General features: G+C 62.3%; 20 protein-coding genes. 6 read left to right on the top strand and 14 right to left on the bottom strand.

Going from position 1 to position 18,743, the window contains the following annotated elements:
- The first annotated feature begins 93 nt into the window (after positions 1-93).
- The 4 genes from ROH8110_RS15090 (at position 94) to folD (ending at position 4,324) form a co-directional block, all read left to right on the top strand.
- Positions 94-774, top strand: a complete 681-nt coding sequence (locus tag ROH8110_RS15090; RefSeq protein ID WP_085819034.1) for a methyltransferase domain-containing protein — start codon at positions 94-96, stop codon at positions 772-774.
- A 94-nt stretch (positions 775-868) separates the two neighbouring features.
- Positions 869-1,468 carry an MOSC domain-containing protein gene (locus tag ROH8110_RS15085; protein WP_085818598.1) on the top strand — a complete coding sequence of 200 codons (600 nt, stop codon included), beginning with the start codon at positions 869-871 and terminating at the stop codon, positions 1,466-1,468.
- 200 nt (positions 1,469-1,668) lie between these two features.
- On the top strand, positions 1,669-3,345 hold the full coding sequence (locus ROH8110_RS15080; RefSeq protein WP_085818597.1) for a formate--tetrahydrofolate ligase: 1,677 nt from the start codon (positions 1,669-1,671) through the stop codon (positions 3,343-3,345).
- A 76-nt stretch (positions 3,346-3,421) separates the two neighbouring features.
- Positions 3,422-4,324 carry a bifunctional methylenetetrahydrofolate dehydrogenase/methenyltetrahydrofolate cyclohydrolase FolD gene (folD, locus tag ROH8110_RS15075; protein WP_085818596.1) on the top strand — a complete coding sequence of 301 codons (903 nt, stop codon included), beginning with the start codon at positions 3,422-3,424 and terminating at the stop codon, positions 4,322-4,324.
- A gap of 21 nt (positions 4,325-4,345) precedes the next feature.
- Here folD and ROH8110_RS15070 read toward each other — a convergent pair whose 3' ends face one another.
- Complete coding sequence (locus tag ROH8110_RS15070) at positions 4,346-4,786, bottom strand: PaaI family thioesterase (protein ID WP_085818595.1); 441 nt, start codon at positions 4,784-4,786, stop codon at positions 4,346-4,348.
- Positions 4,787-4,892: 106 nt separating this feature from the next.
- On the opposite strand from ROH8110_RS15070, the gene ROH8110_RS15065 reads away from it, so the two are divergent.
- Both ROH8110_RS15065 and ROH8110_RS15060 read left to right on the top strand, forming a co-directional pair.
- Complete coding sequence (locus tag ROH8110_RS15065) at positions 4,893-5,735, top strand: LytTR family DNA-binding domain-containing protein (RefSeq protein WP_085818594.1); 843 nt, start codon at positions 4,893-4,895, stop codon at positions 5,733-5,735.
- 128 nt (positions 5,736-5,863) lie between these two features.
- Positions 5,864-6,349, top strand: a complete 486-nt coding sequence (locus tag ROH8110_RS15060; protein ID WP_170156531.1) for a DUF4405 domain-containing protein — start codon at positions 5,864-5,866, stop codon at positions 6,347-6,349.
- 17 nt (positions 6,350-6,366) lie between these two features.
- On the opposite strand, the gene ROH8110_RS15055 is transcribed toward ROH8110_RS15060, so the two are convergent.
- From ROH8110_RS15055 to ROH8110_RS14995, 13 genes are all read right to left on the bottom strand, one after another.
- Entirely contained in the window at positions 6,367-7,680 is a 1,314-nt protein-coding gene (locus ROH8110_RS15055) for a DUF8689 domain-containing protein (RefSeq protein WP_085818592.1), read from the bottom strand.
- 136 nt (positions 7,681-7,816) lie between these two features.
- On the bottom strand, positions 7,817-8,317 hold the full coding sequence (locus ROH8110_RS15050; protein WP_085818591.1) for a prepilin peptidase: 501 nt from the start codon (positions 8,315-8,317) through the stop codon (positions 7,817-7,819).
- A gap of 27 nt (positions 8,318-8,344) precedes the next feature.
- Positions 8,345-9,202 (bottom strand): tetratricopeptide repeat protein, encoded by an 858-nt coding sequence (locus ROH8110_RS15045; protein WP_085818590.1) that lies wholly within the window; start codon positions 9,200-9,202, stop codon positions 8,345-8,347.
- Positions 9,203-9,235: 33 nt separating this feature from the next.
- Positions 9,236-9,787, bottom strand: coding sequence for a tetratricopeptide repeat protein (locus ROH8110_RS15040; RefSeq protein WP_085818589.1), 552 nt, complete (start codon positions 9,785-9,787; stop codon positions 9,236-9,238).
- Positions 9,788-9,799: 12 nt separating this feature from the next.
- On the bottom strand, positions 9,800-10,786 hold the full coding sequence (locus ROH8110_RS15035) for a type II secretion system F family protein (protein WP_085818588.1): 987 nt from the start codon (positions 10,784-10,786) through the stop codon (positions 9,800-9,802).
- Positions 10,787-10,802: 16 nt separating this feature from the next.
- Complete coding sequence (locus ROH8110_RS15030) at positions 10,803-11,771, bottom strand: type II secretion system F family protein (RefSeq protein WP_085818587.1); 969 nt, start codon at positions 11,769-11,771, stop codon at positions 10,803-10,805.
- Between the two features lie 5 nt (positions 11,772-11,776).
- On the bottom strand, positions 11,777-13,228 hold the full coding sequence (locus ROH8110_RS15025; protein WP_085818586.1) for a TadA family conjugal transfer-associated ATPase: 1,452 nt from the start codon (positions 13,226-13,228) through the stop codon (positions 11,777-11,779).
- A gap of 19 nt (positions 13,229-13,247) precedes the next feature.
- Positions 13,248-14,471, bottom strand: coding sequence for a CpaE/TadZ family protein (locus ROH8110_RS15020; protein WP_085819033.1), 1,224 nt, complete (start codon positions 14,469-14,471; stop codon positions 13,248-13,250).
- Between the two features lie 263 nt (positions 14,472-14,734).
- Complete coding sequence (locus ROH8110_RS15015; protein ID WP_085818585.1) at positions 14,735-15,388, bottom strand: OmpA family protein; 654 nt, start codon at positions 15,386-15,388, stop codon at positions 14,735-14,737.
- A 17-nt stretch (positions 15,389-15,405) separates the two neighbouring features.
- Positions 15,406-16,809 (bottom strand): type II and III secretion system protein family protein, encoded by a 1,404-nt coding sequence (locus ROH8110_RS15010; protein WP_085818584.1) that lies wholly within the window; start codon positions 16,807-16,809, stop codon positions 15,406-15,408.
- Positions 16,810-17,012: 203 nt separating this feature from the next.
- Positions 17,013-17,882, bottom strand: a complete 870-nt coding sequence (gene cpaB, locus ROH8110_RS15005; RefSeq protein WP_085818583.1) for a Flp pilus assembly protein CpaB — start codon at positions 17,880-17,882, stop codon at positions 17,013-17,015.
- A gap of 218 nt (positions 17,883-18,100) precedes the next feature.
- The gene (locus ROH8110_RS15000; protein ID WP_085818582.1) at positions 18,101-18,295 is read right to left on the bottom strand and encodes a hypothetical protein; all 195 of its coding nucleotides are present in this window, start codon (positions 18,293-18,295) and stop codon (positions 18,101-18,103) included.
- Between the two features lie 138 nt (positions 18,296-18,433).
- Positions 18,434-18,637: a Flp family type IVb pilin gene (locus tag ROH8110_RS14995; protein WP_085818581.1), complete on the bottom strand. Its 204-nt coding sequence runs from the start codon at positions 18,635-18,637 to the stop codon at positions 18,434-18,436.
- Positions 18,638-18,743: the final 106 nt, after the last annotated feature.

Genomic DNA, 18,743 nt, shown 5'->3' with positions numbered 1-18,743 from the left:
GCCGCCTCTTCCGACTGGAACCCCGGAGCCTATGCGCGGTTCAGGGATTTGCGGTTGCGTCCCGGTCTCGACCTGCTGAACGCGGTCAGCCGGATGGGTGCGGGCGATCTGATCGACCTTGGCTGCGGCAACGGCGCGCTTGGCGAGGCGCTCAAGGCGCGGGCTGGCGGGCGCGAGGTGATCGGGGTCGACGGCTCTCCGGCGATGCTGGAGAAGGCGGGGCAGATGCCCGGTTACGACAGCCTGCAACGCGCCGATATCATGGACTGGCACCCGCGCCGCGCGCCGGGGCTGATCTTTTCCAATGCCGTGCTGCACTGGGTGGGCAACCACGAAGACCTGATGCCGCGCCTTGCCGGGTTGTTGGGCAAGGGGGGCACGCTGGCGGTGCAGATGCCGCACCAGAACAAGGCGCCTTCGCATCGCGTCTGGCTGAGCCTCGCCGAGGAACTGTTTCCCGGCCGCATCGAAAAGATGGGCACGCCCGGTGTCATGGCGCCGGTGAAATACGAAGAGCTCTTGTCGCGGCGCGGGCAGTTCCGCCTGTGGGAGACCGAGTATTACCAGCGCCTCGTCGCCGAGGCAGGCAGCCATCCGGTGCGCCGTTTCACCGAAAGCACCTATGCGCGCCCGGTTCTCGAGGCGCTGGACAAGGACGAGAAGGCCGATCTGATCCGCCGCTACGAAGAGGTCATGCATGCCGCCTATCCCGTCCGGGCGGACGGGTCGGTGCTGTTCCCGTTCCGGCGGATGTTCTTCACGCTGACGGTGTGAACAGCTGCTGATGCAACGGCGCACATCTTGTCATTTGACCGGCTGCGCGCGGCGCGGGAAAGTCGCGCCGGGACCAGTTTGACAAGGAGGCGTCATGCCCGCGCTATTGCCGACCGACTTCACCGGACGCATCACATGGCTTGGCCGTGTGTCGAATCGCGAGGCGAGCCTTTGCGCTGAACCGCTGACCGAGATCATGGCGACATATGCCGGGGTCGAGGGCGAGGAACATGCGGGGCTCACGCGGCCTTCATGCAGCCGGGTGATCGCGCAATATCCGCGCGACACCGAAATCCGCAATGTTCGGCAATTCTCGGTCCTCTCGGCCGAGGAACTGGCGCAGATCGCCGCCGATATGGGGATCGAGCGCCTTGATCCCGCCTGGGTCGGAGCGTCCATCGTGCTGGAGGGAATCGCGGATCTCACCCATCTGCCGCCTTCGTCGCGCCTGCAGTCGGAGAGCGGCACGACGCTGGTCGTGGACATGGAGAACCGGCCCTGCCATCTGCCCGCAAAGCCGATTGACGAACATTTGCCCGGCAAGGGGCGTGGCTTCAAGGCGGCGGCGGAGGGGCGGCGCGGCGTGACCGCCTGGGTCGAGCGCGAAGGCATCTTGCGACTGGGCGACATCATGCGCCTGCATGTTCCAGACCAACGCCCTTGGGCGCATATCTCCGAGGCAACCGGTCGCTAGGCGCGCTTTCGGACAGTCGGAATTCCCTTGCGATACCAGGGTGCTTGAGCGGCAACGCTGTTTCCGATCAGAAACCGTGCTGCGGCGAGCCGCCGCAACACGCACCGAATATGTCGGAATTGCGTGCTGTGCGATTGGGCAAAGCCGCTATGTGCGAGATAGGGAAACTTCACCGCCTTTTGCCCGTGCGAGGAAACATCATGAGCTACAAGTCCGACATCGAGATCGCCCGCGAAGCCAACAAGAAGCCGATCCAGGAGATCGGCGAGAAACTCGGCATCCACAGCGACCACCTTTTGCCCTATGGCCATGACAAGGCCAAGATCAGCCAGGATTTCATCAATTCCGTCCAGGGCAACGAGAACGGAAAACTGATCCTGGTGACCGCGATCAACCCCACACCGGCGGGCGAGGGCAAGACCACGACCACCGTGGGTCTTGGCGACGGGCTGAACCGGATCGGCAAGAAAGCGGCGATCTGCATCCGCGAAGCCAGCCTCGGGCCGTGCTTTGGCATGAAGGGTGGCGCGGCTGGCGGCGGCTATGCGCAGGTTGTCCCGATGGAAGAGATGAACCTGCATTTCACCGGCGATTTCCATGCGATCACCACCGCGCATAACTTGCTGAGCGCGATGATCGACAATCATATCTACTGGGGCAACGAGTTGGGCATCGACGAGCGCCGCGTCGTCTGGCGCCGGGTGCTGGACATGAACGACCGCGCATTGCGCGATATCGTTACCTCGCTTGGCGGGGTCTCGAACGGCTTCCCGCGCCAGACCGGGTTCGACATCACGGTCGCGTCCGAGGTGATGGCGATCCTGTGCCTTGCCACCGATCTTGCCGACCTCGAGCGTCGTCTGGGCAACATCATCGTCGCCTATACCCGCAAGCGCGAGCCGATCACCTGCCGCGATATCAAGGCCGATGGCGCGATGACGGTGCTGCTCAAGGACGCGATGCAGCCCAACCTGGTGCAGACGCTGGAGAACAACCCCGCCTTCGTGCATGGCGGTCCCTTCGCCAATATCGCGCATGGCTGCAACTCGGTCATGGCGACGACGACGGCGTTGAAACTGGCCGATTACGTGGTGACCGAGGCGGGTTTCGGTGCCGACCTGGGCGCCGAGAAGTTCATGAACATCAAGTGCCGCAAGGCGGGGCTTGCACCCTCGGCCGTGGTGGTCGTGGCCACGGTTCGCGCCATGAAGATGAATGGCGGCGTCGCCAAGGCCGATCTGGGTGATGAGAACGTCGATGCGGTCAAGAAGGGCTGCCCAAACCTCGGCCGCCATATCGAGAACGTCAAATCCTTCGGCGTGCCGGTTGTCGTGGCGATCAACCATTTCGTCACCGACACCGATGCCGAGGTGCAGGCGGTCAAGGATTACGTCGCCGAGCAGGGCAGCGAAGCGATCCTGTGTCAGCACTGGGCCAAGGGCTCGGAAGGGACCGAGGAACTGGCGACCCGCGTCGCGCAGATCGCCGATGCCGACCAGGCCAATTTCGCGCCGCTTTACGCCGACAGCATGCCCTTGCTGCAAAAGATCGACACCATCGCCAAGCGCATCTATCGCGCCGACGAGGTGCTGGCCGATCAGAAGATCCGCAACCAGCTCAAGGAATGGGAAGACGCAGGCTATGGCGATCTGCCGGTCTGCATGGCCAAGACGCAATACAGCTTCACCACCGATCCCAACCGCCGCGGCGCGCCGGTCGGCCATTCGGTGCCGATCCGCGAAGTGCGCCTGAGCGCGGGTGCGGGTTTCGTCGTGGTGATCTGCGGCGAGATCATGACCATGCCGGGCCTGCCCAGCAAACCCGCCGCCGAAATGATCAAGCTCAATGCGGATGGCGATATCGAGGGCCTGTTCTGAACGACGACGCTTGAAGTCCCGCGCCCCGTCTATGTATGCGGGGCGCGAGTGCGATCCATTTGCGAAAGGAACAGCGATGACGGCGCAGATCATCGACGGCAAGGCATTCGCGGCCAGGGTGCGCGAGAAGGTGGCGGGCCATGTGGCGCGGCTGAAGGAAGAGCACGGGATCGTTCCCGGCCTTGCTGTGGTGCTGGTGGGCGAAGACCCGGCGAGCCAGGTCTATGTGCGCTCGAAGGGCAAGCAGACCGTCGAGGTCGGGATGAATTCCTACGAGCACAAACTGGATGCCGATGCCGCGCAGGAGGATCTTCTGGGCTTGATCGAGCAGCTCAACAACGATCCCGCCGTGCATGGGATACTGGTGCAACTGCCGTTGCCGGGGCATCTCGACGAGGATCTGGTGATCAACGCGATCGACCCGGCCAAGGATGTGGACGGGTTCCATATCTCGAATGTGGGCCTGTTGGGCACCGGGCAGAAATCCATGGTGCCCTGCACGCCGCTTGGGTGCCTGATGATGCTGCGCGACCACCTTGGCAGCCTGTCGGGACTGAATGCCGTGGTGATCGGGCGCTCGAACATCGTGGGCAAGCCGATGGCACAGCTTCTGCTGGGTGACAGCTGCACCGTGACGATCGCCCACAGCCGCACGAGGGATATCCAGGAGGTCACAGGGCGCGCCGATATCGTGATCGCCGCCGTTGGCCGCCCCGAGATGGTGACCGGCGCCTGGATCAAACCCGGCGCAACCGTGATCGATGTCGGCATCAACCGTATCGACGCCCCGGAAAAGGGCGAGGGCAAGACCCGGCTCGTGGGCGATTGCGATTACGAGAGCTGCGCCGAGGTGGCGGGGGCGATCACCCCGGTTCCCGGCGGGGTCGGGCCGATGACCATCGCCTGCCTTCTGGCCAATACGGTGACCGCCTGCTGCCGCGCCAACGGGCTGAGCGAACCCGAGGGGCTGACCGCCTGAACAGGCGGCATACGGCGCGTTTCAGGCCGGCGCGAGGGGAATCATCGTGCCGGTCATCATCGCGATATGGGTGTCCTTGCCCTCGATACGGGCAAAGACATCGGCCTGAACGATGACCAGACGGCGACCGGGCTTGATCACTTTACCGCGAGCGATCAAGAGGTCGCCTTTGCCCGGCGCCAGAAGGTGGATCTTCATCTCGGTGGTCAGAACCTCGTGATCCTCGGGCATGACCGATAACGCCGCATAGCCTGCCGCACTGTCTCCGATTGCAAAGGTCAGGCCTGCATGGGCGAAACCGTGCTGTTGGCGGCTGCCGGGCAGGATCGGGGCGTGGATCTCCGTGGCGCCAGCCGCGACATGCACAAGTTCCGCACCCAGCGTCGTCATCATGGATTGCGTGGCGAAACTGTTGCGGATCCTTTGATCCACGGCGGGGGAAACCGGTCTGAAGTCGTTCATCTGACGGCGAGAGCCTTTTGCTGTGGCAGGGCGGCGCCACCGTGTGCACCGTTGGCACGCGATCAAAACCTCTATAGGATGATGCCGCAACACAAATCGGGTCCAGATGATTGATTTCGCTAAACTTCGTTTCGTCTTTTCGGAGACATTCAGCACGATCGGCGCGCCAACCACGGTGTTCATCTGGATCACCTGCGTTGTCGTCGCGACGGTTGCAGGCCCGTTTGGCACATTCCTGGGGATGGATCTGTTAGAGCGCGCATTCTACTGGGGGCTGGTGACGACCGGGGGCATCCTTTTCGGCTATGCGATGTATGCCACTGCCCTGATGATCCTGGGCGAGAAACATCCCTTCCTCTTCGATCCTTTCGTCGCGTTTCTGATCGCTGTCATTCTGGGGCCGATGATCTGGCTGTTGCGCACCAGCCTCCAACCGGATGCACCCACGGGGCTGATCAACCTCAGGGGGGTCGTGTTCAATACGTTCGTGATTTCCTTCGGCGTGCTGGCGCTGCGGCGCCAGATTTGCCGGTTGACCCCGGTCCCCCTGCGTTCGGGCTTGCGGGACACGCTTGGGGCCAACACGTTTCCGGGCCCGCGCCTGTTGCGGCGTCTGGAGGAAGATGTCCGTGCGCCGGTGTTGCGGCTCAGTGCCAATGATCATTACGTCGACGTGGTGACGACACGCGGCGCGCAAATCCTGCGGCTGCGTCTTTCGGATGCAATCGACGAGATGGAACCGGCCGAGGGGTGTTGTGTTCACCGCTCGCATTGGGTGGCCCGCGACGCGATCGAACGGGTCGAGCGAGAGAACGCGCACAAGATGTTCCTGTTGCTGAAGAACGGTGACCGGGTGCCGGTCAGCCGTACCTATCGCGGCAACCTCGAGGACATGGGTATCATTGCGCAACAGGCGCAGAATGGGGTGATGGTCGCCGGACGCAACTGAGCGCCGCTCCATCCGGGCCGGGGTCAGCCGAACGGCGGATGCATGGCGGCCTTGCGCGGTGCGCGCGCCGGAAATCGCGGCCCGGCACGTTTCAGGAACGATATGTCCCTGATAAAGAGAGCCAGCCAATGCCCAGTTTGCGCCAATTCGCAACCCCGATCACCATCGGGGCGTTCCTTCTCAGCGCCGTGACCGGGGTGCTCATGTTCTTTCACTTCGATACCGCCTTGAACAAACCGGCGCATGAATGGCTGAGTTGGGCGCTGGTTCTGGGCGTGGGGCTGCATCTCGCGGTCAATTTCCGTGCCTTTCGCACCTATCTCAAGCGACCGCTTGCGCGTGGCGTGATCGCCGGTTTCGTGCTGGTTCTGGCGGCCTCTTTCCTCCCGCTCGCGGGTGGCGCGGGCGGCAGCCCGGTCAAGGCTGTAATGCAGGGGTTGGCCGAGGCCCCGGTCGCGCGGATCATCGCGCTGTCGCAGGATGATCCGGCAATGGTGCATGACCGGCTCGCCGCGGCGGGATACGAGATGGCGCCGGGCCAGACCCTTTCGAGCCTGTCGGGCGGCGACCGTGCGGCCGAGGCGGTGATCCTGAAGGCGATCTTCGCCCCATAAGGGCGGCGCGGGCGCGCCTATTTCACGATTTTCTCGTCCTTGACGAACATGTTCGCCCAGGCCCTGTCGATCAGTTCGGGGCTCATCTGATAGGGGATGCCCTCGAATTCGCAGATCGAGATCATCTGGTCGATCAGGAAGACCGGCTGATAATTGGCATAGATGTTGTCGATGGTGGGGTACTTGACCTTGAGCAGGTGGACCAGCGCGGCTTCGTCCAGGGGCATCTGCTTTTTCTTGGCGACCATCGCGAAGATCTTGAGGAAGTTTTCCTGGTTCGGCCCGTCGATCTTGATCTTGAAGAAGATCCGGCGCAGCGCGGCCTGGTCGAAGATCTCGTTGGGGTGAAAGTTGGTCGAGAAGATCACCAGCGTGTCGAAAGGCACCTCGAACTTCTCGCCCGATTGCAGCGCGAGAATATCCTTGGATTCCTCGAGCGGCACGATCCAGCGGTTGACCAGCGCCTGGGGCGGTTCGGCCTGGCGGCCAAGGTCGTCGACGATGAAGATGCCGCCGGTGGATTTCAGCTGCAATGGCGCCTGATAGGTGCGTGCCGTGGGGTTATAGACCAGGTCCAGCATGTTGAGGCTCAGTTCGCCGCCGGTGACCACGGTGGGGCGCTCGCATTGCACATATCGGGTGTCGAAGGTGCGTTTGCGGCGCAGGCTGTTGGGATCGTCCTTTTCCACCTCGGCCTTGGAATGCACGATCGGGTCGTAGACCGTGATGACCTGGCCGGAATATTCGATGGCGCGGGGCACATAGACCCGGTCGCCCATGGCGTCGCGGATCCCGTTCGAGATGCTCGATTTACCGTTGCCCGGCGGGCCATACATCAGGATCGAGCGGCCGGCCGACACCGCCGGCCCAAGGTGATCCAGCAGGCTGTCGGGCAGCACCAGATGGCCCATGGCGGCGGTCAGTTCGTTGCGGGTGATCTGGATGTTGCGGATCGACTGGCGTTTGACCTGTTCGCGATAGGCAGCCAGCGGCACCGGCATGGCGCCGTAATATTCCGACTGGGACAGGGCATCAAGTGCGCGGGACTTGCCCGCATCCGTCAGCTGGAACCCCATCTCGCCGCCCGAATTGGCGTTCAGCGTGCCTGTCGCCTCGACCAGTTTCTGTTCGCGTGCAAGGTCGATCAGTTCCTGCGTCACGGCGCGCGGCAGGCAGATTGCCTCGGACAGCTCGCTGGCGGTATCCACGTTCTTGCGGAACATGGTCTTGATCAGGATGTCGCGCATCATGACGATCGGCAGCTGCATCTCCTGAAGGCCGCTCGGGGGAGGAGGCGGCTGGACGCCCGTCTGGGTGGGTTGCATGTTCATCGGTCTCTGCCCGCGGATTGGTGTTGCACGTCAAATGTGCCCCGCGCAGCGGCGGGGCCATGGTGCGAACATGGCGCGCAAAGATGCAGAAATTAAGGAGAGGGTCGGGCAGGTGCGGGGCAGGGGGCCGGGCGGCTCAGCTGCCGAAGGCGATGCCCAGTCCGAGATAGATCACCAAGGTGCTGCCAAGCGCGAATCCCATCGGAAATTTCGGCCCGCTCGACCAGCTTGCCCAGTCCGGCGCCAACTGACTGAGAGGGCTTGCCCTGACCAGCCGATGGGTGGCGTAGCAGGCGATCATGTTGGTGGCGAGGATGATCATCATCAAGGTGAAGTCGCCCAGGGCGACAAAGGGCGCGGCGGCGGCGAGGAACTTGGAATCCCCGGCCCCCATCATGCCCGCCGCATTGGCCAGCATGCCGATCACCAGCATGACCACCAGCGCAACCAGCCGCCACAGATATTCCGGCTGCGGCACCACGAAGAGCCCGACCACGAGGAATACCCCCGCCAGCGACAGGACAGCCTTGTTGGGGATGCGCATGGCGCGCAGGTCGCTCCAGATCACCCAGAGGCAGATCGGTAACGCGAGAGGCAGAAACCACAGGGCCTGCTGAACAGTGATATGAAGCGACATGGGCGTCTCGTGAAGCTCGGGTCCGGATCAGTTGCTGACATTGCCCTCAAGGGCGTTCAGGCTGCGCGCGGCGGCCTCGAAATGCTGGGGATGAGTTTCGATCGCGTCGCGCAGCAACCCCTTGCCGATCTCGGTGTCGCCCTGCTTGATCGCCGAAAGGCCAAGCGTATACATCAGCTGGGCGCGTTCTTCCTGGCTGGTCGGGATGACCGGCAGCACGTATTTCTTCTGCGCACCGCGCGCGAGAACGAGGTTGTTCTTGGCGGTGAACAACGCGTTGTCCTGGCGGATCGCATCCGAGAACAGCCGCTCGGCGCCGCTGTAATCGCCGCGCGTCAGCTTGGAATAGCCCCAGTTGTTCATCACGCCCGCCGGGCGCGTGGTCAGGCCCACGGCGGTTTCGTAAAAGCTGTCGGCTTTCTTCCAGTCCTGGTTGCTGTCGGCGATCATCGCCTCGAGGCGATAACGCTTGAAGGTCTCATGGGTCGGGGGGATGGAATCCAGCACCTCGTCAGCGCGTTTCCATTCGTTGTTGCGGATCAGCGCGTCGGCGTATTCGACCCGGTCTTCGTTGGTGACATCTTCATGCGCGACCACGGATTTCCAGGCCGAGACCGCCTCGGTGCTGCGCTTGGCGCGCACCAGCGATTTGGCAAGGCCACGCCTGAGGTCGATCCGGTCGGGTTTCTCGCCGGTGGCGCGCTGGAAATACGAGACCGCCTCGTTGGCATCGGCCACGTTCAGCATCACGTCGTTGAGGTTGCTTTCATCCACGACATTGACGCTCTGGAATGCGCGATCAACGTCGGCATCCTTTGACTCTCCGCAGCCCGCAAGGGCGATAGCGCCTGTCATGCACAGGGAAATAAAGATAGGTCGGCGCATTTTTTGCGTCCTTTTACTGCCTCTGCCTCTGCCTTATCCCGGTATGCGGCGGATCAGATAGTCGCTACTGCCACGCCGAACCAGTTTATAGTCTTGTTCTTGCACACCAGCATAATAGTTTTCTTCCGATTTTGCGAGAGCTAAGCGCAGATTGTCGCGGATTGCGTCACTTGCGCCATTGTCGAATCCATATGCGCGGCGAAACACCTGCGCTGCTTCGTTTATCTCGCCCTTTTCCATCAGGACCACGCCCAGGTTGTTCCAGATCTCGGGGGAGTCCGCGTCCTTCTCGATGGCGTCGCGCAGCAGGCGTTCGGCGGTGCCAAGACGGCCAAGGCCGAGATTGGCGCTGCCGAGCCCGGCCAGGACATCCGCGGTCATGCCATGTTGCAATGCGGCGCGCGAATAGGCGTCGAGCGCCAGTTCGTGTTCGCCCGCATCCATCAGGCGATGTCCCACCAGAAGGCCGTCGACCGTTTCGCCGTTGCGCGCCACGCCCGGCGCATAAGGTCCTTCATGCGAAACGCCCGGGCTGCAAGCAGCCAGGGCGGTCACCAATGCCAGAGTTGCCCCTGCCCGTATCATGTCGCCTCGCCGTTATTGGCCGGCCATCGTGAACAGTTCCATGATACCGAGAATCGAAGGGCCGACCAGGATGATAAGCAGTGGCGGAACTGTAAGCATCATCGTCGCCAATGTCATCTTTGTCGGCAGCTTGTTGGCCTTTTCTTCGGCCCGCATGACTCGTTTGTCACGCATCTCGCCCGCATAGACCCGCAAAGCATCAGCGATCGAGGTGCCGAAGGTCTGCGACTGAACCAGCACGGTCACGAAGCTGGAAATATCCTGCACGCCACAGCGTTCGGCCATCTCGTTGAGCACCGAGGCCTTGTCCCGACCCGCTTTCACCTGCTGGGACACGATCTGGTATTCCTCGGCCAGCGCGGGATAGGAGGCGGCGATCTCCTTGGCGACGCGGATGATCGACTGGTCAAGCGACTGTCCGGCCTCGACGCAGGTCAGCATCATGTCGAGACTGTCGGGGAACCCGTCCGTGATCTCCTCCTGGCGCTTTTGCTGGCGCTTGGTGACCCAGTATTTGGGCATGAGATAGCCCACGGCGCCGGGACCGAGGATATACATGACGGCTTCTTGCGCGCTGGTTTGGTCGTTCGATACGAACAACAGGAAATAGATCACGCCAGCGGTCAGAAGCCCCAGTGCCAGCGCAAGCTGCGCAAAATGGAAATAGCGCACTGCGTCGCGGTTGCGATAGCCGGCCTGCATCAGGGTCAGGCGCATCTGCGACAGCGCCTTGGCGTCCTGCGGTTCGAGGAAGTTGGCGTATTTGTCCAGCTTCTCGTTGCGCCGGTTGGTCCGCAGATGAACGGTTTCCGATCCGGTCGGGCGCGACTGTCCGCGCTGGTCCTTCTTGAGCTTCTCCAGCGGGTCCTTGGAATCGCGGATCAGCACCGGGATCATCAACGCCACGAGGACGACGCCCAGCGTGCCGACAACGATCAGGGGGCCGAACGGGCCAAGAGCGCTGATCAGGCCGCCCTGGATCTGGTCGAAGATTTCCATCTTGTCGGATTCCTTTTCAGACCTTGATGTTCACGAGCGCGCGCATGACGAAGAGGTTGGCGACCAGGAAGGTGCCCACGATCAGACATGCGGGGATGAAGTATGGATGTTCCATCGCTTCGTCGTAGTAGTTCGGGTCGATCAGCTGGATGCCGATCAGCGCCAGGATGGGAAAGCCCGACAGGAACTTGCCGGACCATTTCGCCTCGGCGGTGATCGCCTTGACACGGCGAAACAGGCGAAAGCGGGCGCGGATCACCTTGGCGAGGCCGTCGAGGATTTCGGCCAGGTTACCGCCCGATTGCTGCTGGATCGTGACTGCGACCGCAAGGAAGCGGAGATCCTGCATGTCCAGCCGTTCGGCCAGGTCCTTGAGCGCTTCGCCCATGTCGCGCCCATAGGCGGCTTCGTCCGCGATGATACCGAATTCGGTCGCCAGCGGATCTGCCACCTCGTTGGAAACGATCGAGATCGCCGAGGCGAACGGATGCCCCACGCGCAGGCTGCGCACCATCAGTTCGATGGCGTCAGGCAGTTGCTCCTCGAACATGGCCATGCGCTTGTTGGCCTTCATGTTGATCCAGGTAAAGACACCCCCGACGCCGATCACCACGGCCAGCAGGACACGGACCGGGACGCTGGTATCGGTGCCGATGGACAGGCCCACAAAGGCGAGCCCGGTCACCGCGACCATCAGCATGATCAGTTGTCTGGGCGTAAAGGCGATGGCCGCCTTTTGCGCCTTTTCCGACAGGATCGCATAGATCGGGATGTTGCGCGCCTTGAGATGCTGTTGCATCTCCTTGCGCAGCTTTTCCATCACCTCTTCGCGGTTGCCGGACTTGTCCAGCATCTCGAGACGGCGGTTTACCCGGCTGTTCAGGCTGATAGAGCGCCCGAAAATCGTCAGGTAGACCCCCTCGACGAGGACCAGGACCCCGACGAAGATCAGGGCATAGATGATCGGTTCCGCACTGATGGACATCAGGGTTACTCCGCTGCGATGGGTTCATAGATGCTGGGTGGCAGATCATAGCCCCAGAGGCGGAATCGCTCGGTGAAGTTCGAGCGCACCCCGGTTCCGGTGAAGTGACCGATAATCTTGTTCTCGGGTGTCAGGCCGACGCGCTGATAGCGGAAGATTTCCTGCATCGAGATCACCTCGCCCTCCATGCCCGTCACCTCGGTGATCGAGGTCATCCGGCGCGAGCCGTCCTGAAGGCGCGAGGCCTGCACGATCAGATGCACGGCCGATGCGATCTGCGCGCGCACCGCCTTGAGCGGCATCTCGATCCCGGCCATTGCCACCATGTTTTCAAGGCGGCTGATGGCGTCGCGGGCGTTGTTGGCGTGGATCGTGGTCATCGATCCGTCATGGCCGGTATTCATGGCCTGAAGCATGTCGATCACCTCTTCGCCGCGGGTTTCACCGACGATGATGCGATCGGGGCGCATCCGCAGCGCGTTCTTGAGACAGTCGCGCGGGCTGACTTCACCCTTGCCTTCCACGTTGGGCGGGCGGCTCTCCATCCTGCCGACATGGATCTGTTGCAGCTGAAGTTCGGCGGTGTCCTCGATGGTGAGGATGCGCTCGGCATTGTCGATGAAGGACGAAAGCGCGTTGAGCGTCGTCGTCTTACCCGAGCCGGTACCGCCCGACACGATGATGTTGAGCCGCGTCGCCACCGCCGCCTGAAGATAGGCGGCCATCTCTTCGGAGAAGGCGCCGAACCTCACAAGGTCGTCGATGCCAAGCTTGTCCTTCTTGAATTTCCGGATCGACACCAGGCTGCCATCCACCGCGACCGGCGGCACCATCGCGTTGAAACGCGACCCGTCGGCAAGACGGGCGTCCACATAGGGGTTGGATTCATCGACCCGCCGGCCCACTGCCGACACGATCTTGTCGATGATGCGCAGCAGGTGCTTTTCATCCTTGAAGGTGACATCGCTCAGTTGCAGCTTGCCGTCGCGTTCGACGAAGATCTGATGCGGGCCGTTCACGAGGATGTCGTTGACCGTGTCGTCCTGAAGCAGTGTTTCCAGCGGGCCCAGCCCGCGGACCTCGTCATAAAGCTCCTGAGTCAGCGTGTTGCGGTCTTCGCGGTTCAGGACGATGCTGCGCTCTTCCAGGAACTCTCCCGCGATGGAACTGATCTCGGCGCGCAGATCCGCCTCGGTTGCGGTTTCCAGCGCACCAAGGTTCAGGTTATCCAGAAGCGCGCGGTGCAGGTCCAGCTTGATCTCGGACATGCGTTCCTTGCGCTTGCGTTCCTTGTCAGCGGGCTGCACCACCGCAGCGGGCTTTTGCGCGGCGCGGCGCAGGCTGGCAGCGGGCGCATCGCCGGCCGGCGCCGCTTTCGGGCGTTCGGCCGGGGTGGTGACGGGCGCGAGCGCCGGTTTGGCGTTGCTGGCGGATGATTTCTTGTATCTCGAGAACATCGGTGTCTACCTTCCTGCCTTAAGCGGCCTCGGCTTCGCGCTTGCCGAGTTCGTGCAGCGACATGGCGAGTTTGGCGATTTCCTTGCGCAGCGGGTTCTTGCCGGCGGCGGTCGCCAGCGGGGTGCCGTGATCGCCTGCCTGGGTCACCGGGCGGCCACCATCGGGCAGCTGCACCTCGATCGAGATCTCAAGGCTTTCGGCCAGGCGCTTTACCCGGCTCTTGCCATTCAGATCGGTGAATTTCGGGGCGCGGTTCAGACAGAAGCGCAGCTTCTCGGTCGGCAGCTCCTCGGAGCGCAGCGCCCGTTTGAAGCGCAGCGCGTTCTGCGCCGAGCGCATGTCCAGCTCGAGCGTGGTGAAATAGATCTGCGAATTGGTCAGAACCGTCTCGCTCCACTGCACCAAGGTCGTGGGCATGTCGACCACCACATAGTCAAAGCGCGCGCGCGCATAATCGAGGACGCGCTGCACATCCGCCGGTCCGATCATGTCCAGCGGCAGAATGTCCGGCGGCGCGGTCAGAACCCAGAGCTTCTCTTCGAATTCGGTCAGGGCCTGATGGAATACGTCCTCGTCCATCGAGTCGGTATCCGACCACATGTCAAAGACGGTCTCGCGACGGGGTAGGTCGAGATAGGTCGCAACCGCGCCGCCCTGAAGCCCCAGGTCGAGTATGCAGACGCGGGGCGGGTTCTTCTTGTCCACCACCGCCAGTTCCCAGGCAAGGTTCACCGCAAGCGTGGTCGCTCCGGTGCCCCCGGCCAGCCCCTGCACGGCCAGCAACACCCCGTCACCCGGTGAATCGCCACCGGGAAAGGCGGCGGCAGGCTGGGGCTTGTTGCGCAGCCGCTCGATGGCGGCTTCAAGCTCGCCTTCGGGAAGCGGGTAGGGCACGAATTCATCCGCACCCCGGCGCAGCAGCTGATGCAGTGCCGCGGGGCTGACATCCTCGGCGATCAGGATGACCTTGATGCCCTTGGCATCCGCCAGCGAGATGATTTCGCCCAGCATCACCAGATCGTCTTCGTCGGACTCGTCGATGGCGATAGCGACGAATTCCAGATGCTCGGCCTCGGGTTGGCTGAAAAAGACAAGGGCCTCGGAAAAGCCCAGATCGCCCCAGTTTTCACCAAGGGCGGTCTCCATGTCCTCGATCAGGAGGTCGAAGTTCTGCACGTCGCGGCTGATCGTGCAGGCCGTGATCGGGCTGGGCTCTGGCTTTGTCGTCGCGCTACTCGTCATCATGATAGATCCCATATTTCAATCGCCACGAAGGATGCTCCGGGTTTGCCCGAAGTCGTTGATGGCTGCGCAGTTCGCGCGCCCGCCGGAAAGGGCCGAGCACACGACTGCCACCCGGCGACATTCCAAGAAAATCTGGGCGACATTTGGGCTAAAAAAACGTAATTGTGCGGTAAGAAACGACAAAAAGAAAACCCGCCAGCGCGGCGGGTTTCAAGTTGGTCCGGCGTGCCGGACAGGGAGATTTCGTTACGCCCTCTTGGTCATTCCGGCGACAGCTCGGCGCCGCCGGTCATGATCAGCGTCGATTTGGGGGCCGCGCTCTTGACGTATTCGCGATAGATCACCCTCGCATAGTTGCCGTCCATGACCGTCGGGTGCGAACTGACGAAGCCTGTCACTTCGGTGACGGTGCGGCGGTTGCGGCGCTCGCGGCCCTGGGTGACGATCAGGGGCTGGGTTTCGCCATAAGAGGCGACCGCCTCGAGGCGCGAACGGCTGATGCCCTGGGCGACCAGGTAATTGACCGCGGCATGGGCGCGGCGCAGCCCGAGTTGCTTGTTGTATCCCGGTGATCCGACCTTGTCGGTATGGCCGTAGACACGGAAACGCACTTCGGGGAACTGACGGATCCATGCGGCCTGTTCGTTCAGGGTGTCGCGCGCCCCGGCATCCAGAGCCGCCGAGTTGAACGCGAAGTTGACCGTGCTGGGAACCTCCTGCGAGAACCGGTTGGCGAGATCGTAGACATATCCCTTTTCGCCGCTCATCACCTGGATGTTGTTCATGTTCGCGTTGCCGAACCCGCCGCTATCGACCAGCGCGCCCGCCTCGGAGAAATACGAGCGGTAGATGTCGCCGTTGGTGGTGCAGGCCGCCATCGCGACCAGACTCGCAGTTGCAAGAAGATGTTTCATAAGCCGCTGCCTCCCGGTCAATCCATCACGTAGCCGTAAGAGCCGGTGAAGTCCTGTCTTGCGACTTCGCCCACCGTTCCGCCGGCGCGGTTGCTTTTCATCAGACGTCCGTTCAGGAACAGATCGGCCTCGGACGGGAGCCTGACACGGTCGGTCGGCAGGGCCAGCGCCTCGCCCCGAGTCGGGGTTACGAGATGGGCGGTGACGATGATGACCAATTCGGTCTGTGCGCGCTGATAATCCGCGCTGCGGAACAGGGAGCCCAGAACCGGAACGTCGCCCAGCCAGGGCACTTGCGAGTTGTTGTCGCGGAAATCGTCCTGCAACAGACCAGCGATCGCAAAGCTTTCGCCATCGCGCAGCGACACCGTGGTCGAAGTGTCCCGGCGCCGGAATGCATCGACGGTAAAGGCGCCGGTGCTGAAGCCGTTGGTCGGGTCGATCGACGACACCGCTGCGGCCAGTTCAAGGTTGATGGTGTTCTCGTCGACCACATGCGGGATGAAGTTCAGCTCGACACCGAAGGGTTTGAACTCGATCGAGGTCGTATCGTTGTCCTGCGCGACCGGGATGGGATACTCGCCGCCCGCCAGGAACTTGGCCTCCTGGCCCGAAAGCGCAGTCAGGTTGGGCTCGGCCAGGGTGCGCACAACGCCCTTCTGCTCGAGCGCCTGCATCAGGATGCCGATTTCCACCGACCCCACGTCAAAGCCGAAGAACGCCGCACCGGCGTCGTTGCCCGCAGAGACGCCACCCGCCGTGGTCCCGGTGGAGGGCAGGTTGCTGCCGCCGAATGCCGCGCCGCGGCCGCTTGCGCCAAGCGCGTCGATAGCCAGCGAAGTGGACAGCTGTTTGGAGACGCTGCGCTGCATTTCGGCGAAACGCACCTTGAGCATGACCTGCTGATTGCCGGAGACCACCATCAGGTTCGACACCCGTTCGGGCGCATAGCGCTCGGCCAGTGCCAGCGCGCGTTCCATCCGCGCCGTGCTTGATACGCTGCCCGACAGCACGATGCCGTCATTGGCGGTGCGCACCTCGATCCGCTCATTGGGCAGGATCTGCTGGATGCGCTCCTTGAACTCGGAGATGTCGGTCGAAACGTGGATTTCGACATTGGTGATTAGCTTGCCGGTCTCGTCCAGAAGCGTCAGCGTCGTCCGCCCCGGCGCCTTGCCGAGAACATAGATGGTGCGATCCGACAGGGTGGAGAAATCCGCAATCGCGGGGTTGGCAATGCTGAGTTCGGCGAAGGGCACGTCGCTTTCGACGACCACAGCTCGGTTCATCGTGACCACAAGATCACGGCTCGCGCCCTTACGCACTACTTGAAGATTTTCGGCCTGCAACTCGGTAACAAAACTACTGAAAAAGACCGCCAGCCCTAGAAGGGCGGCTTTGAAGAAGCCTGCATTTGTCATGTGACCTGCCTTTCCGATCACGCCTCAATTCAACGGGTCTTTGCGCCCGCATTTGGGATCACTCTGCGTCAGTTCGCGAAGTTTTTCAAGAATCAACGCGTTTCTGCCGCATTTTCTGAGAGTTGTGACCCAAATGCTGCCCGTAGAAACACCAAGGGCGCCTGCAGAACAGGCGCCCATCATGTTTCGGGTGGTGTTGAAGGTCAGTTCGTGCACGGGATCTGGCTGACGATCACCTCTGAACCACGGCGGGTCCGGATGGTGCAGACCTCGTTGCGCTCGGGTTCCGGCGCGGCCTCGACCTCGGACAGACCCAGCAGGCGGCGCTGGTCCACTTCGATCACCTCGGCCACGGTCTCGTCTCGCACGCCGACCAGCGACAGGGCCAGCCGCCCTGTGGCCTGGGCCTGTGCCAGCGCCGCGACCTCCTGCGGCTTGGCGGCCACGGTCACGGTGCGGGCGATGATCGCCCGGGTCGTGTTCTCATCCGACATCTGGTCGATGGCGATCAAGCGCACGCCTGTCTGGATCAGCTTGGTGACCTCGCCGACGGAATCTCCCTCGGTGCGCACGCCGTCGCCGCGCACATGACCGGTCCAGTAGACATCGACGTGATCGCCGGGCCGCAGGAAACCCGACACGCCGCTGGCCACGTCAACCTTGATGGCAAAGGCCCGCATCCCCGGCCCAAGCTGGTCTGAGATGCCCGCATCCTCGCCCGGTTTGGTCACCTTGGCCTCCAGGATCGCTTCGTTCTTTTCCATAGTCCGACGCACGGCCCGGTGTACTTCCATACCGTTCGGGAACAGCGCCTCGGGAGTGGTGAATGCACCCTCCGGCAGCGCGTCTTTGGGGAATTTCACCATGCGCACCGCTTCCGGCGGAATCCGGTCACCATACTGAAGCGGCTTGACGGCAACGGCGACATCCACGGTCTCGATCTGTGGTGCGCGTTGCGAGCGTTCCAGCGCCAGCTGGTTCTGATAGCTCTGAATGTAATTCTTGGCCATGTAGACGGCAAAGCCCGCCAGGCCGAGACCCAGGATGAGTACCAGTCCAAATACCAGTCGCATTGCCCGTCCTTTCTGTTTCTCTCGTCGCTCCGGGCGCAAGGCACCCGTCTGCGAAGCTCAAATAAGCAGTTTATTGTGGCGAAATCAGGGAAAGGCGGTGATCGTTTCGGGATCGTTTACGATCCGCTCCGCCGCTTTCGCACTCTGTATCGGAAAAGAAAAAGGCTGACGCATTGGCATCAGCCGTTTTTGAGGTTCAAAGGCTCTACGGATGCCTGTCAGTGCAGAACCAGCTCTTGGACTTTAGCGTCCTGCATCGATTCCGAGAGCTTCTGGCCCAGGGCCGAGTTGCCGCTCAGCAACATGCCAACCACTCCGAAGCCAAGTCCGACCACTGCGGCCGTCAGGACGACCCAGTCGACGGTGATGGCACCTTCGGTGTTAAACGCAAACTTCTTGAAGAACTTAATCATGGCACATTCCTTTTGGCGTGGGTGCGCCGTTTGGGCGCCTCGTTCAGCCGGGTTGACGGTTGCAGGCCGTCAAGAAAATCTGGCCGCAAAGCGGTGTTTGCGGCCAGATTTGATTGTCAGTTGCCGGTCGGCAAGTGATTAGTTCTGGCCCAGGGTGCCAAGGCTGACAACGCTGCCGCCGCTCAGCGAGCTGCTGACATTGCCTGCCAGGCCGTCGATGCCACCTTTCACGGTGGTGACGCCTGCAACGCCCAGACCCACGACTGCTGCGGTCAGAACGACCCAGTCAACTGTCACGGCGCCGTCTTCTTCTTTGCAGAAATTGTTGATGAACTTGATCATGGTTGGTCCCTCCAAAGGATCAGTGTCTTACACGTTACAACCGCTTGGACATTCTCAAGGCCGCCTCTCTCTTGGCCCTGTTCCCTTGCGGTATGACCACATAAAG

This window comes from Roseovarius halotolerans, from assembly GCF_900172255.1.
Lineage (GTDB): Bacteria > Pseudomonadota > Alphaproteobacteria > Rhodobacterales > Rhodobacteraceae > Roseovarius > Roseovarius halotolerans.
The sequence above is the reverse complement of the archived record's forward strand: the minus strand, read 5'-3'. Positions and strand labels throughout refer to the sequence as shown.

What these genes read in the sequence shown, in the direction of transcription:
- folD (WP_085818596.1), top strand. Translation starts at nt 3,422, where the DNA reads ATGACGGCGCAGATCATCGACGGCAAGGCATTCGCGGCCAGGGTGCGC.
- ROH8110_RS15000 (WP_085818582.1), bottom strand. Translation starts at nt 18,295, where the DNA reads ATGATTAAGTTCTTCAAGAAGTTTGCGTTTAACACCGAAGGTGCCATC.
- ROH8110_RS15035 (WP_085818588.1), bottom strand. Translation starts at nt 10,786, where the DNA reads ATGGAAATCTTCGACCAGATCCAGGGCGGCCTGATCAGCGCTCTTGGC.
- ROH8110_RS15070 (WP_085818595.1), bottom strand. Translation starts at nt 4,786, where the DNA reads ATGAACGACTTCAGACCGGTTTCCCCCGCCGTGGATCAAAGGATCCGC.
- ROH8110_RS15025 (WP_085818586.1), bottom strand. Translation starts at nt 13,228, where the DNA reads ATGTTCTCGAGATACAAGAAATCATCCGCCAGCAACGCCAAACCGGCG.
- ROH8110_RS15045 (WP_085818590.1), bottom strand. Translation starts at nt 9,202, where the DNA reads ATGCGCCGACCTATCTTTATTTCCCTGTGCATGACAGGCGCTATCGCC.
- cpaB (WP_085818583.1), bottom strand. Translation starts at nt 17,882, where the DNA reads ATGCGACTGGTATTTGGACTGGTACTCATCCTGGGTCTCGGCCTGGCG.
- ROH8110_RS15015 (WP_085818585.1), bottom strand. Translation starts at nt 15,388, where the DNA reads ATGAAACATCTTCTTGCAACTGCGAGTCTGGTCGCGATGGCGGCCTGC.
- ROH8110_RS15080 (WP_085818597.1), top strand. Translation starts at nt 1,669, where the DNA reads ATGAGCTACAAGTCCGACATCGAGATCGCCCGCGAAGCCAACAAGAAG.
- ROH8110_RS14995 (WP_085818581.1), bottom strand. Translation starts at nt 18,637, where the DNA reads ATGATCAAGTTCATCAACAATTTCTGCAAAGAAGAAGACGGCGCCGTG.
- ROH8110_RS15090 (WP_085819034.1), top strand. Translation starts at nt 94, where the DNA reads ATGGGTGCGGGCGATCTGATCGACCTTGGCTGCGGCAACGGCGCGCTT.
- ROH8110_RS15065 (WP_085818594.1), top strand. Translation starts at nt 4,893, where the DNA reads ATGATTGATTTCGCTAAACTTCGTTTCGTCTTTTCGGAGACATTCAGC.
- ROH8110_RS15030 (WP_085818587.1), bottom strand. Translation starts at nt 11,771, where the DNA reads ATGTCCATCAGTGCGGAACCGATCATCTATGCCCTGATCTTCGTCGGG.
- ROH8110_RS15055 (WP_085818592.1), bottom strand. Translation starts at nt 7,680, where the DNA reads ATGAACATGCAACCCACCCAGACGGGCGTCCAGCCGCCTCCTCCCCCG.
- ROH8110_RS15060 (WP_170156531.1), top strand. Translation starts at nt 5,864, where the DNA reads ATGCCCAGTTTGCGCCAATTCGCAACCCCGATCACCATCGGGGCGTTC.
- ROH8110_RS15085 (WP_085818598.1), top strand. Translation starts at nt 869, where the DNA reads ATGCCCGCGCTATTGCCGACCGACTTCACCGGACGCATCACATGGCTT.
- ROH8110_RS15020 (WP_085819033.1), bottom strand. Translation starts at nt 14,471, where the DNA reads ATGACGAGTAGCGCGACGACAAAGCCAGAGCCCAGCCCGATCACGGCC.
- ROH8110_RS15010 (WP_085818584.1), bottom strand. Translation starts at nt 16,809, where the DNA reads ATGACAAATGCAGGCTTCTTCAAAGCCGCCCTTCTAGGGCTGGCGGTC.
- ROH8110_RS15050 (WP_085818591.1), bottom strand. Translation starts at nt 8,317, where the DNA reads ATGTCGCTTCATATCACTGTTCAGCAGGCCCTGTGGTTTCTGCCTCTC.
- ROH8110_RS15040 (WP_085818589.1), bottom strand. Translation starts at nt 9,787, where the DNA reads ATGATACGGGCAGGGGCAACTCTGGCATTGGTGACCGCCCTGGCTGCT.